The organism is Pirellulales bacterium, from assembly GCA_035546535.1.
Lineage (GTDB): Bacteria > Planctomycetota > Planctomycetia > Pirellulales > JACPPG01 > JACPPG01.
Genome location: DASZWQ010000194.1, coordinates 15,740 through 28,016 on the forward strand (window position 1 = coordinate 15,740; position 12,277 = coordinate 28,016).

Annotated in this window: 11 protein-coding genes; 2 read left to right on the forward strand and 9 right to left on the reverse strand. The window is 61.4% G+C overall.

Annotation, left to right across the window (positions count from 1 at the left end; all coding sequences use genetic code 11):
* Positions 1–14: 14 nt before the first annotated feature.
* Complete coding sequence (gene rnhA / locus VHD36_22565) at positions 15–482, forward strand: ribonuclease HI (GenBank protein HVU90132.1); 468 nt, start codon at positions 15–17, stop codon at positions 480–482.
* 32 nt (positions 483–514) lie between these two features.
* Positions 515–2,608, forward strand: coding sequence for an ATP-dependent DNA helicase RecG (gene recG / locus VHD36_22570; GenBank protein ID HVU90133.1), 2,094 nt, complete (start codon positions 515–517; stop codon positions 2,606–2,608).
* 7 nt (positions 2,609–2,615) lie between these two features.
* Here the strand turns inward: recG and tcmP are convergent, their stop codons facing one another.
* From tcmP to VHD36_22615, 9 genes are all read right to left on the reverse strand, one after another.
* Positions 2,616–3,479 carry a three-Cys-motif partner protein TcmP gene (gene tcmP, locus VHD36_22575; protein HVU90134.1) on the reverse strand — a complete coding sequence of 288 codons (864 nt, stop codon included), beginning with the start codon at positions 3,477–3,479 and terminating at the stop codon, positions 2,616–2,618.
* Positions 3,448–4,197 (reverse strand): phage Gp37/Gp68 family protein, encoded by a 750-nt coding sequence (locus VHD36_22580; GenBank protein ID HVU90135.1) that lies wholly within the window; start codon positions 4,195–4,197, stop codon positions 3,448–3,450. Before VHD36_22580 ends, tcmP begins: the two co-directional genes overlap by 32 nt.
* A gap of 137 nt (positions 4,198–4,334) precedes the next feature.
* Positions 4,335–5,492, reverse strand: a complete 1,158-nt coding sequence (mqnE, locus tag VHD36_22585) for an aminofutalosine synthase MqnE (protein ID HVU90136.1) — start codon at positions 5,490–5,492, stop codon at positions 4,335–4,337.
* Between the two features lie 99 nt (positions 5,493–5,591).
* A complete protein-coding gene (locus VHD36_22590; protein HVU90137.1) occupies positions 5,592–6,476 on the reverse strand; it encodes a UbiA-like polyprenyltransferase in 885 nt (294 codons plus the stop codon).
* A gap of 20 nt (positions 6,477–6,496) precedes the next feature.
* Positions 6,497–7,195, reverse strand: coding sequence for a flavin prenyltransferase UbiX (locus tag VHD36_22595; GenBank protein ID HVU90138.1), 699 nt, complete (start codon positions 7,193–7,195; stop codon positions 6,497–6,499).
* The gene (gene ubiE / locus VHD36_22600) at positions 7,192–7,902 is read right to left on the reverse strand and encodes a bifunctional demethylmenaquinone methyltransferase/2-methoxy-6-polyprenyl-1,4-benzoquinol methylase UbiE (protein ID HVU90139.1); all 711 of its coding nucleotides are present in this window, start codon (positions 7,900–7,902) and stop codon (positions 7,192–7,194) included. The genes VHD36_22595 and ubiE overlap by 4 nt, the downstream gene beginning before the upstream one ends.
* Positions 7,903–8,145: 243 nt before the next feature.
* Positions 8,146–9,429: a lipid-A-disaccharide synthase gene (gene lpxB, locus VHD36_22605; protein HVU90140.1), complete on the reverse strand. Its 1,284-nt coding sequence runs from the start codon at positions 9,427–9,429 to the stop codon at positions 8,146–8,148.
* Positions 9,430–10,753: 1,324 nt separating this feature from the next.
* Positions 10,754–11,344 (reverse strand): YHS domain-containing protein, encoded by a 591-nt coding sequence (locus VHD36_22610; protein ID HVU90141.1) that lies wholly within the window; start codon positions 11,342–11,344, stop codon positions 10,754–10,756.
* Between the two features lie 181 nt (positions 11,345–11,525).
* On the reverse strand, positions 11,526–11,957 hold the full coding sequence (locus tag VHD36_22615) for a hypothetical protein (GenBank protein HVU90142.1): 432 nt from the start codon (positions 11,955–11,957) through the stop codon (positions 11,526–11,528).
* Positions 11,958–12,277: the final 320 nt, after the last annotated feature.

Here is a 12,277-nt window from a genome sequence, read left to right on the forward strand (position 1 = left end):
CGCGATTCCTCGCCATGTCCAAGTCTGACACCACCGTCGAAGTCCAACTATTCACCGACGGCGCGTGCAGCGGTAACCCCGGGCCCGGCGGCTGGGCCTTTATCTTGCGGCATCCGGCGTCGGGCAAGGAAATCGAAAAGTCCGGCGGCGAGGCCATCACGACCAACAATCGCATGGAATTGACGGCCGTGGTGCGTGGGCTGGAGACTCTCACCCGGCCCACGAGCGTTGAACTTTTTACCGACAGTGTCTACGTCGGCAAAGGGCTCACCGAGTGGATGCCCAAGTGGAAAGCCAACGGCTGGCGGCGACGCGAGGGAAAGCGTTGGGCCGAGATCAAGAACGAAGAGCTGTGGCGCGAACTCGATGCGCTGGTCGCTAAGCACCAGTTGAAGTACACCTGGGTCGCGGGACACAGCGGGCACCCCGAAAACGAACGCTGCGACGAGTTGGCCGTCGCCGCCTATCAACAGTTTCGCTGATTTCCCGGCAATCCGGTCGCTAGAATAAGGCGATGTCGTCGACGCAAGACAAATCGCCGGCCGAGGCGTTTCTCACGCCCGTCCAGTTTCTCAAGGGCGTGGGACCGCAGCGCGCCGAGTTGTTGCGCAAACTGGGGCTTGAAAATGCGCGAGATGTAATCTTCTTTTTCCCGCGCGATTATCAGGACTTGACCGACCTGGCCAGCGTCGATCAGTTGCAGGACGATCAGCTCGTCCGCCTGCACGGCACGGTTGTTGAGCTTGACCAGCGAAATACCTCGTCGGGCGGAACGATCCTGGGCGCGCTCATCCGTTGCCAGGGGGGGCACGTTCGTGCCGTCTGGTTTAATCAGCCCTTCATGGCCAAGCGGCTACCCGCCGGCCAGGAGCTTCTGCTATCGGGCAAGGTTCGTTTCCGCGGTGGCATCTACGAGATGGTACACCCGGATCTGCAATACCTTGAAGGGGACGACGGCGACCCGCGCGGAAAACTGCTACCTGTTTACCCGCTGACGGAAGGTGTGCGGCAGGGAGCGATGCGCCGCATCGTGCGCGGTGTCGTCGAAAGCCTGGCCGAGCATCTGGACGAGGTTTTTCCCGCGGAATACTTGGCGGCGCACGGTCTTGAGCCCATTCGTGAAGCCATCGAGCAGATTCATTCGCCGGCAACGCGCGAATCGTTGGCGCGGGCCCGGCGGCGGCTGGTCTACCAGGAATTGCTAGTCATGCAGCTGGCGCTGGCGCTCAAGCGCTACGCGCAACATGAACAGCGCCAGGCGCCTCCCTTGGAAGCGACGGCAAAGATCGACGCGCGGATCCGCCGACTCTTCCCCTTCGAGCTGACGGCCGGGCAGAACCAGGTCATCGCCGAGGTCGCCGTCGATCTCGCCCGGCCCCATCCGATGAATCGACTGGTGCAAGGGGATGTGGGGAGCGGCAAGACCGTGGTGGCGGTCTATGCCATTCTGCTGGCGATTGCGCACGGGCAGCAAGCGGCATTCATGGCGCCGACAGAAATCCTGGCCCGACAACACGCCGCAACGATCGAACAATTCTTGACGGCCAGTCGTGTACGATGGGGCCTGTTAACCGGCGGGCTTACGGCCGCGGAGCGCCGGGCAACGCTCGAAAAACTTGCCGCCGGCGAGTTGGATCTCGTCATCGGCACTCAAGCCATCGTGCAAGAGGATGTGGAGTTCGCCAAGCTCGGCCTCGTGGTAATCGACGAGCAGCACAAATTCGGTGTGCGACAACGCGCGAGCCTGAAACAAGCGGGGCTCGATCCGCACTACCTGGTGATGACTGCCACGCCCATCCCGCGCACCATGGCCATGACACTGTTCGGCGATCTCGACGTCTCGACCATGCGCGACGCGCCGCCGGGGCGGCAAGTGGTGCGCACCTATCTGGCCACGCCCGAGCAGCGCGACCAATGGTGGGACTTCTTTTGCCGCAAGCTGCGCGAGGGGCGACAGGGTTACGTCGTGGTGCCACTGGTGGAAAGCTCGGCCGACGTCGCCGCTACGAGCCTTGAGGCCGCGTATGAATCGCTGGCGAGCGGTCCGCTCGAAGCTTTCCGGCTCGGCTTGATCCACGGCCGCATGAGCGCTGGCGAAAAGGAAGCCGTCATGGAGCGTTTCCGCAGCGGCGACATTCAAGTACTTGTCTCGACGACGGTCGTCGAAGTGGGCGTGGACGTTCCGAACGCCACGCTGTTGGCCATTGAAAGCGGTCAGCGGTTCGGCCTGGCACAGCTTCACCAGTTACGCGGTCGAGTGAGCCGCGGCGCCTATCCAGGCTATTGCTGCGTATTCGCCGAGCCGACGTCACCCGAATCGGAAAAGCGTCTGGAAGCGTTTGTCGGCTCGACCGACGGATTCGAACTGGCCGAGATCGATTTCGCTTTGCGTGGGCCGGGCGATCTGCTCGGCACAAAGCAGCACGGCCTGCCGCCACTGCGCGTCGCCGATCCGCGCACCGATGCCGCCGTGCTGGAAGAAGCCCGCCGCGATGCGCAACAACTGGTGGCCGAAGACCCGGGCCTGTCCAAAGCGGAACACGAACGCCTGCGACGCATGGTGCTGGTGCGCTACGGGCAGGTGCTGGATTTGGGAAACATCGGCTGAGAAGCGACTAAAACAAGCCGCGCTGGCCGCCCTTATCTTTTCGCGTAACTTTGTCCCAAAACTCAAGACCACGTTCGTGCTTTGAGGCAAACACGAGGCGATAGAGCGGTCCATTCCGGAATCTCATCACCCTTTCACCGAACACGGTGTACCCTAGGCTTCGAAGTTGATCCTGATAAATAGATGCGAGCAGCCGCCGAAGCGAGTCTGCATTGCATTTGTTCATCTCTTCTCTTCGTTCCCGCCATTTAGATTCCGGACCAAGTACCAAATCTAAGCGAGAATCCTCTTGTACTTCGAACGTGTCTACGTTCCGCAGAGCGTCGACTGCATCAGCGAAGAGAATCAGCAAATCGACTCGCCCCTTTGCGGCCAAAACTCTCAACGTTTCGAAATGTGCATGCAGGCCGGGCGGGTCGATAAATGCAAGCGTCAGTGCACCATCAGGTATCGTCCGAACAATTTCATGAATTCGCTCGTTGCAATCTCCTGTGATAACGTTGAACCGACCTGCCGCCGGACTCGCCGCCAGGCGCCTTGCGCATGCGTCAGCTAAAGCGGCATCCAATTCGCAAGCAATAATGCGTTGGAACGGCTTCGGCGCATTTGCAGCGACCAGAACAGATCCTGGCACGCGCCGATTCGTATCGCGTATCGTGCAGACTCCAGGGCCTGCGAACAGATCGACGTACACCAAACCCCTCGGCCATGCCGGATGGCCAACCATGGCACTCGTGGCGATATCAACGTACCGATTCCAAAACCAGAGTTTCTCCTCGGTCCAGAGGCCGACGTCACGGGTTGGTAGACCATCGTTTTGAGCAACGAGCTGGCACAGTTCATCCCAGCGATCTTTCTTCTTCGACGCCATTTCCGCCTCGAATATCTGGCATCTGATCCCAAGTTCGACCATCGAGATCACGGCCCTCGCGGCTTTTGTGTACGCCACCCCATTGCTTAAAGAAGAATGGGACCTCGAGCCGCAAGCATCGATCGCGAATTTGACGAACCCACTCCGCAGACATTGGCCGCGCGCCAGGACCAGATTCACCGCCAACGATAACCCATCGGATTCCGCTTAATGGAATCCGAGGAATCGGACCGAGCAGCGGTTCGACCGAGAGAAACCGTATGTCCGCCGGTACTTGACATAAACGTCCAATACGCCATGTGTAATCAGCACGCTCTACGCTAGTTCCCATCCACACATTTGATGGCCAAGGCAGCTTGGCCGCCAGTTCGGCGGCGCGCTCCGGCCGCTTGGTTAGAACTTGAAACGTGTGCTGCTTGGCAGCTTCCATCACCTCAAAACACTGACGAATGTAATCGAGTGGAACGTCTCGATGAAATAGGTCGCTCATCGAGTTAACAAAAATTACACGGGGTTTTTTCCAACTAAGAGGAGTCTGAAGTGTGTCCGGTTGCAGCGTGAGCTTGAACGCATCGCGATATCGCTCCTGACCCATCGCCTGCAGCCGAAGCGCCATACGCTCGGCGTAGCAATGCTTGCAACCCGGACTGATTTTCGTGCAGCCCGTAACGGGATTCCACGTGGCTTCGGTCCATTCAATGGACGAACTTTGAGCCATGATCGCGCCTCCTTCCTTGGCGCGAAGATAATACGCTTGACACTCGCCACGACCGAATGTATACATGCGTATACTACTAGTGTCAAGGAACCGCCGCAGAACTGTGGACGATCTTTACGCGGAAAAGTACGAGGTCACTACCGTGCCGCCGTGATCGCTTCGGCGGTTTTCCACTTGCCGTCGGCCCGCTCTACGCGGTGATAGAGCGTGTCGCGTTCGACCGGTTCGCGGCCGGCTTCGACAATCAAGCGTTTGATTTCGTCGACGGTGAGAACTTCCGGCGTCTCGGCGCCCGCATCGTGATAGATCAGCTCGTGACGCACCGTGCCATCCAGGTCGTCGGCGCCGTAGGAGAGCGCGGCCTGCGCCGTGCCGATTCCGAGCATGATCCAATACGCCTTGATGTGATCGACGTTGTCGAGCATCAATCGGCTGACGGCCATGGTGCGCAGGTCCATGACGCTCGACGGCTTGCGGATGTGGCTTAGTCCGGTGTTATCAGGGTGGAAGGCCAGCGGGATGAACGTCTGAAATCCGCCGGTTCGATCCTGCAGTTCGCGGAGCCGGATCAAATGGTCGATGCGGTGGAAGGAATTCTCGATGTGGCCGTAGAGCATCGTGCAGTTCGTGCGCAGGCCCAGCTCGTGCGCGGTGCGATGAATGTCGAGCCAGTTCTGGGCGTCGGCCTTGTGTTCGCAAATCTGGTCGCGGACCTCGGGATGAAAAATCTCGGCTCCGCCGCCGGGCATGCTGCCCAACCCTGCGGCGCGCATATCGGCCAGGATTTCCTGCATCGACATGCCGGTCAGATGTTGAAACCAATTGATCTCGACCGCCGTCCATGCTTTCAGATGCAACTGCGGATAAGCGGCGTGCAAGATCGCGATGATGTTGCGGTACCAGTCGTACTTGCGCTGGTGATGCAGGCCGCCCACGATGTGCATCTCGGTGCAGCCGTTTTCCAATGCTTCGCGACCGCGCTCGAGAATCTGCTCGTCGCTCATCGCGTACCCCTTCGGGTCGCGCAAATCGGAACGGAACGCACAGAACGTGCAGCGATAGACGCAGACGTTCGTGGGATTCAGATGCGTGTTGATATTGAAGTACGTGAAATGGCCGTTCTTCCGCTCGCGCACCAGATTGGCCAGGGCTCCCACCTCGTTCAAGGGCACGACGGGGCTATCGAGAAACATCCCATCGTCAAACGACAGACGCTCGCCAGCTTCGACTTTGGCGCGGATCGATTCGAGAGTGGGCGGAACGGCTTTGATCATCGTTTCTTGCAGGACGCCCATGCGGCGTCGGCTCCTTCACGGTTGACTTGTCAGGCAGCCTCAATTTAGCAGTCAGGTCGTCCGTCGCAAATGCCGCCGGTCGGCGCCATCCCGCACGTCCTATCGCATGTACAAATCCAGGGCCGCCACGACGAACAACCCGATGCTGATCACGGCGTTCACATTGAAAAATGCCATGTTCACGCGCGTCAGGTCGTCGGGCCGCACGAGCCAATGTTCATAGATCAAGAGTAGCGCCACGACCGCGATCCCCGCCAGGTAAATCCATCCCAACAGCGGATACGCAATCGGCAGCAGAAACAACAGGGCAACGGTTCCCAGGTGGCACGCCGCCGCCAGCCGCAGTGCCCGTGGCACGCCCAGACGCACCGGGACGCTGCGCAATCCGCGGTCGCGGTCGTAATCGACGTCCTGGCACGCGTAGATAATGTCGAAGCCGGCCACCCACAAGAGCACCGCGGCTCCCAACACCACCGGCGGCCACGCCAGCTCGCCGCGCACGGCGATCCACGCGGCCACGGGCGCCAGCATCAGCGCCGCGCCTAGCCAGAAATGCGCGAGCGCCGTAAACCGTTTCGTATAGCTATAGCCGAGCAAAAACCCGAGCACCGGCAGCGAAAGGTAGATCGGCCAGCGGTTGGGCAAGAACAACAACGTCGCGGCGATGAAGGCCGCGGCGCAGGCAACGGCAAAGGCGGTCACGCTCTTCACACTCAATAATCCGGCCGGCAAATGTCGCATCGCCGTGCGCGGGTTCTCGGCATCGAACCGCCGATCGGCCAGGCGATTGAACGCCATCGCGGCGCTCCGCGCAAACACCATGCAGGCGATGATGCCCACGACTTCTTGCCAGTGCCACGAAGTGCCAGGCGTTTCGTGCGCCGACAGGTTCCAGGCCATGACTGCCGACAACAGCGCAAACGGCAGCGCAAACACCGTATGGCTGAAGCGGATCATTTCCAGGATCATTCGCAGTCGCTGCATACGCGCATTCGCCAGAAAGGTCACGACTCGCCCCACCGCGCGATCAAACGCTGCTCAATATCCAACTGGTCGCAAATTCGCGCGACGACGAAATCGACCAGATCGCGAATTGCATGCACGCCGTGATAAAAGCCGGGCATGGCCGGCAAGACGATGGCGCCGGCCTCGGCCGCGCGGCGCATATTATCCAATTGCACTAGCGAAAGTGGAGTCTCGCGCGGTACCAGGATCAGCCGGCGGCGCTCCTTGAGATGCACGTCCGCTGCCCGATGGATCAGGTTGCCCGAGGCGCCGTGGGCAATGGCGCTCAGCGTTCCGCCCGAGCACGGACAGACGACCATGCCGTCGGTGCGGGCCGAGCCGCTGGCGATTGCCGCAAAGAAATCCTGGTAATGATGGTAATGCACGCGGCCGGTCGCGGAGCGATTCGCGTCTCCGCCGCTCGCACCGTCGTATTGCCATGCATCCACGCCGATCAGCTCGCGCAGTTGCTGGAACCGATCGAGCGCGGCCAGCTCTTTGCGCGTCGGCAGGATGCTATCGAGACGGAACTCTTCGACGTTGACTTCGAGTCCCAATTCCTGTCGTAGCACAGCGCGGCCAGCGGGACTGATGGCCAATTGCACATCGCAGCCCGTCGCGACCAGCACGTCCAGCAATCGGACAGCGTAGATCGCGCCGCTGGCGCCGGTGATGGCCAAGACCACGTTGCGCATCATTTCACGCCCACGTACAAAGTGGCGACGCCGAGGGTCAGTGGAAAATACCGCACGTCCGAAAGGCCCGCGCCGCGCATCCGCTCAGCCAGCGCCTCGCCCGAGGGAAACTCACCCACGCTTTCTGGCAAATAATTGTAGGCATCCGAGGCGTTTCGCGCGAGCGCTTGCCCGATGCGCGGCAGCACGTTGCGGAAGTACCAGCCGTAAATGGCGCGAAACGGCTGCCAGGTCGGCTGCGAGAACTCGAGCACCGCCACGCGACCGCCGGGACGGCAAACCCGGGCCATCTCGCGCAGACCCTGGTCGGTATCGGTGATGTTCCGCAGGCCGAACGCGACGCAAACGATCTGGAAATGATTGTCCGGCAGCGGCAACCGCTGCGCATCGGCTTCCAGGAAACTGAGCTGGCCGTTCGCGCCTGCGCGACGGGCCTTCGCCTCGCCGACGACGAGCATCTCGTGGCAGAAGTCGGCCCCCACGACAGCGGTTTTGCCACCGCCGGCACGTAAGTAGGCCAGGGCCAGGTCGCCCGTCCCGGTGCAAAGGTCAAGGATCGGCGCCGTCGAAGTCGGCGGCACGCGCCGCACGGTGCGCCACCGCCAGTAATGGTCGACGCCCAGCGACAGCAAATGATTCAAAAAGTCGTAGCGGCCGGCGATCTCGCCAAACATGCGACGAACCCGGATTTCCGACTTGTCGACGGCCATGGAATTTGCTGGTGAAAACAGTCAGCGTGGGCCGAGGATCGGCACGCGCGCCTTGCACGCCTGAAAGCCCGACCTCGCGGGTACCCCCTGACGATCGCAGGAAGGTGATCCATAGAGTACCGGACGGTCGATCCGGTGGTCGCAGGTTCGAGCCCCAGGCAATAACCGCGGGGAAGAACCCGATGATAACAGGTCACACGCAGGCCCCTAAGGGGGGGCAGGCGAGCGTTTGGCCGGGAGCCCTCAGCTTTGTAGCCGGCCCTTGGGCGCGTTTTCCGACCAGCCGCCACTCGACGCGACGACCATGCCCGGCTGGAAATGGGGTCGCGGCAGCGCCGTCGTAGGACGATCGAGTACGTGCAGGATGTATTCTGCCGCCCGGCGCGATGCGCCACCGTGACCGACCCGAGCCTTCAGCTCGGCCAGTTCCGCCACGCGCTCGCTACGCAGCGACTCGTTTGTAAGCCATTGCACGACGTGCGCGGCGATTTCGATGGTCCGATCCTCGCACGTGAGATACTCGGGAAACAACACGCGTTCGCCGTTCTCCCGGTAGGGATCGTAGGGTGTCAGGTCGGGGCCGAAGGGAGACCTGCTCGACAACAGGTTGACCAGGGTGATGTACTTCACGTGGCGGAAGAAACCTTGCACGAAGTACGCCACCCGGCTGATCCAGTACAGGATGACCGTGGGCTTGCTCTGGTAGAGCAGTTCCAATGAGACCGAGCCCGACACGGCCATGCAGCATTCGGCCAGATGGATCAGTTCGGGGGTGCGGCCGACGTGGATCTCGACCGGCAAGTCCGTGCCGGCAACCATGTGACGGGCCAGCTCGGCCTGATGAGGCTTGAAATTCGCGATCGCGAACCGCGCTTCGGGCACGGCCTTGCGAACCAAGGCTGCCGCGCGCAAGAACCAACGAAGATTCTGTTCGACTTCCTGGGTGCGCGAACCGGGCAGGATCGTCACCAGGCGGCCCGGCTGGGAGCGCTGTCTGGCAAGAAAATCGGGATCGAGCTTTTGACGCCGCACCTCGTCGAAATACGGATGGCCGACGAAGGTGGCGTTGCAACCGCGCTGCCGAAACCATGCTTCTTCGAACGGCAGGCTGCACAACACGTGGTCGACGAAGCGGCGCATCTTTTTCACGCGCCAGCTTCCCCACGCCCAAATCTGTGGCGGCGTGTAATAAAAGACGGGAATGCCGTGCGCTTTCGCGCGGCGGGCGATCCACCAGTTGAAGCCGGGGTAGTCGATCAATACCACCGCGTCCGGACGCTGGTGGCGAAAGTAGCGGTCCGCCCGGCTGGCCAGATCGAGAAACTTGTGCAAATTCAACAACACGCGCAAAAACCACATCACGGCTAGCGCCGTCAGATCGCAATGCAGATCGCAACCCGCCTCGGCCATGAGCGGACCGCCGTAGCCGACGAACGCTACATCCGGGCGCCGGGCACGGATGGCGCGCATCAAGTTCGCGCCGTGCAAATCGGCGCTCGGCTCGCCGACCGAGAAGAAGATTTTCACCGCTAACATCCTGCACGGAGGGGATTTGTCACAAAAATCGGCGGCCAAGTATGGCAAATGCGATAGTGCGGACAAAGGGCAGTTGCGCGGCCAAGGCGAGCAAAACCCGACGTCGTGCCCATCGCATTAGGACGTGCGGAACGCTTTGCTAGCACTCTCGTCCGAACGCACATCGAATGGCAGCAGGCGTCCCGCATGCGCTGCACACCGCAAACAAAAACGGGGCGCCCAAATTGGGCGCCCCGCCTGGAAAATCGAAACGATCAGCCATTTCGTCGACGACTCTCTCAGCCACGCGCGCAGCAACGGCTGCTCGCAGCGGTGCAGCATTGCGGGCAGCAAGCCTCGCACGCGTCACCGCAGCATGCCGAGCAGCTTGCGCCACAGCAATCGGTGGCGCACCCCGCACAGCAGCTTTGAGCAGCCGCCTTCGAGGCAGCCTTGGCGGCGCAGCAGCTCTTGGCGGTCGCCGTCGAGCCAGCCTTGGCGGCCAGCGTTTTTTCGCCGCCGAGGCAGCAGGCACTCCCGCCGTTAGCGCAGCATACCGCGCCGCTTACGCAGCAGTCCGGAGCCGTGGCCTGGGCGGCGCCACTAGCAGCCACACCAGTGCTTACCGACAGCGCCACAACGGCCACTACAGCCAGCGCGCAGCAACACACGAAAACGCGTTTCCTAGACATGGAAAAACTCCTTAGTGAAATGACAAAACCAAACTTCAACTCAGGCCAAACGAAGGCACCGAGTGACGATTAGTTCCGCCAGGTACAAAGGAGAACCCGCAACGGTGGATGCGAAGAATCGAAGGCAGTGGGCCCATCGACGAACGACCGAACGCCCTCGCCGCCGGGGCACCACAGACGATCTACCGCGGCGACAACCGCCAGCGGATTATGCTCGTCGCGAGTCTCGAAGCGCGACGCAACCGGGCGGGTGACGGGATCACTGGGACGGCAGCACTCGCGGCAAGGGAGCGGCGCTGATTGTGCCGGCGTAGATACCGCCGCCTGCGCCGTGCCTTCGCGCTGGGCAGGCGTCTTGTGGCAGCAGCTTCGCCGCGCCACTTGCTCAACTGGTTGCCGAGGAGTGCAACAAGAACGCTGTCCCGCCTGACAATGCCGTGTCGGACCAACCCCGGCCATGAAAGTGGCCGCAGCCAGCAACACATGAATGCCAGGGCGTAGCGCAGAGAGCCACATATTTACAATTACGATCCGACGCGAGACGCGGTTCGACCGGCGCAAGCCAGGAAGCGATAAAGGCGGGGCCTCCCTCGCTAAAGAGAGGAGGCCCCGCTTCTTAGTAACAAATCACGTCCGACAACTCATTACTTGGCCAGTTGCGGCAGCTTCGACGCGAACTTCGCCGGATCCTTCTCAAAGGCGGCCGGGCAGTTTTCGCAGCAGAAGTAAACCTTCTGACCCTGATACACGACCGAGGCGGCCGGGTTGATCGGCTTGTTGCTCACCGGGCAGGTGGTCTGGGCCGTGCAGCACTTGGCCAGATCGCCGCCGAGGGCCTTGGCAACTTTATCGTCGGCCTTTTCCACGGCGCCTTTGCAATTCGGGCAGCAGAAGCCGACCTTCACGCCGTCGATCATCGCCGTCTGCTCGGGATTGCACGCCTTGCCACTGATCGGGCAAGCGGTCTGCTTCAACTGGCCGGTGCCCAACATCTGCAGAGCGGCCTTGGCGGCCATCTTCTTGTCGTCGGCCTTGAAAGCCTTCGGGCAGTTGTCGCAGCAGAACTGAACCTTGCCGCCCATGAACGTGAGCGTCGACGATTCCTTCGCGTCCTTGCCCGAGACGGGGCACTTGGCCTTGAAGGTGGCGTCCGCCGCGTTGTCAGCGGCGATCAGGGCTTGCGTCAACAACAGGGCCGAAGCAACGAGGCCCGCCAATGCGATACGAGTCTTCATGAAAATATCCTTTCAATCAAAAGCGAAGAACTGTTCTGAGTAAAACCGTCCTAGGCGTCTTGTCAAATCCCGCAAGACGAGAGCATGATCACCCATCGAGAGCGCGAACGCAACAGCCCAACCGCGGTTAAGGACCGATCCTTGCCGCCGGCGCGCAATGTCACTGTCGCGCTTGCCGGAATCAGATCAACCAGACCGAGAAGAGAACTCGCGCGGGGGGCGCCGTGATATCCTCAGCCCCTCGTCGCTCGAGTGTTTTCGACGTGTCGCAGACCGTCGAGCCGGAGCTCATCGCGTCGAACTGGATCGCTAGAAGCGTTTGCTTGACTAGTTCCTGGAGGTCGGTCGGCACCGGAGCCGCGGGCCGGGCCGGGCTCTTCGAGCAACAGCAGTGCGGCTTAGCGGCGCCCGCTGTTTGCGCAACTCGCTTGGCGCAGCAGCTTTTGGGCTCAGCCCCGTGAGACTGCGCACCGTGAGACTTGCAACAGCCGCAGCATTTCCTGGCCGTGGGCTGGCTCGCGCAACTGCCGATCGATTGCGGGGCCCCGTTGACGACAATCACCACGACCGCTAACGCCGAGGTCAGCAAATGGTGAATGACGGCACGGGTCATATCTTCGTCCGACTGTCGTGAGAGGCTGTCGCAATTCTCGTCGCGCGGCCCGCTGGCATGATTGTCGAGGGGCCCACGGGCTAAGTCAAGTTAATCTCGGGCCTTTGCTGGCCGCCCACCGCCATCGAGCGGAACGCGTTAATCCCTTGCATGGTTGCAACTTGTGGCTACCGTCCCGGGTGTCCGGACAGAAAGGCTGTCCTGCCAGTCGCCTCGAACTCCCCGGCTTCGACGGTCGCTGCTTCACGACCGCGGTGCGGCGGTCGCTATTATCGAACGCCTGGGGGCGCGTACTATGATAAATTGTTCTGCGTGCGCTA

Bases quoted from the DNA above. Each gene is read 5' to 3' on its own strand.
- VHD36_22580 (HVU90135.1), bottom strand. From the start codon at position 4,197: ATGGCTCAAAGTTCGTCCATTGAATGGACCGAAGCCACGTGGAATCCC.
- VHD36_22595 (HVU90138.1), bottom strand. From the start codon at position 7,195: ATGATGCGCAACGTGGTCTTGGCCATCACCGGCGCCAGCGGCGCGATC.
- VHD36_22615 (HVU90142.1), bottom strand. From the start codon at position 11,957: ATGACCCGTGCCGTCATTCACCATTTGCTGACCTCGGCGTTAGCGGTC.
- recG (HVU90133.1), top strand. From the start codon at position 515: ATGTCGTCGACGCAAGACAAATCGCCGGCCGAGGCGTTTCTCACGCCC.
- mqnE (HVU90136.1), bottom strand. From the start codon at position 5,492: ATGGGCGTCCTGCAAGAAACGATGATCAAAGCCGTTCCGCCCACTCTC.
- ubiE (HVU90139.1), bottom strand. From the start codon at position 7,902: ATGGCCGTCGACAAGTCGGAAATCCGGGTTCGTCGCATGTTTGGCGAG.
- rnhA (HVU90132.1), top strand. From the start codon at position 15: ATGTCCAAGTCTGACACCACCGTCGAAGTCCAACTATTCACCGACGGC.
- tcmP (HVU90134.1), bottom strand. From the start codon at position 3,479: ATGGCGTCGAAGAAGAAAGATCGCTGGGATGAACTGTGCCAGCTCGTT.
- VHD36_22610 (HVU90141.1), bottom strand. From the start codon at position 11,344: ATGAAGACTCGTATCGCATTGGCGGGCCTCGTTGCTTCGGCCCTGTTG.
- VHD36_22590 (HVU90137.1), bottom strand. From the start codon at position 6,476: ATGCAGCGACTGCGAATGATCCTGGAAATGATCCGCTTCAGCCATACG.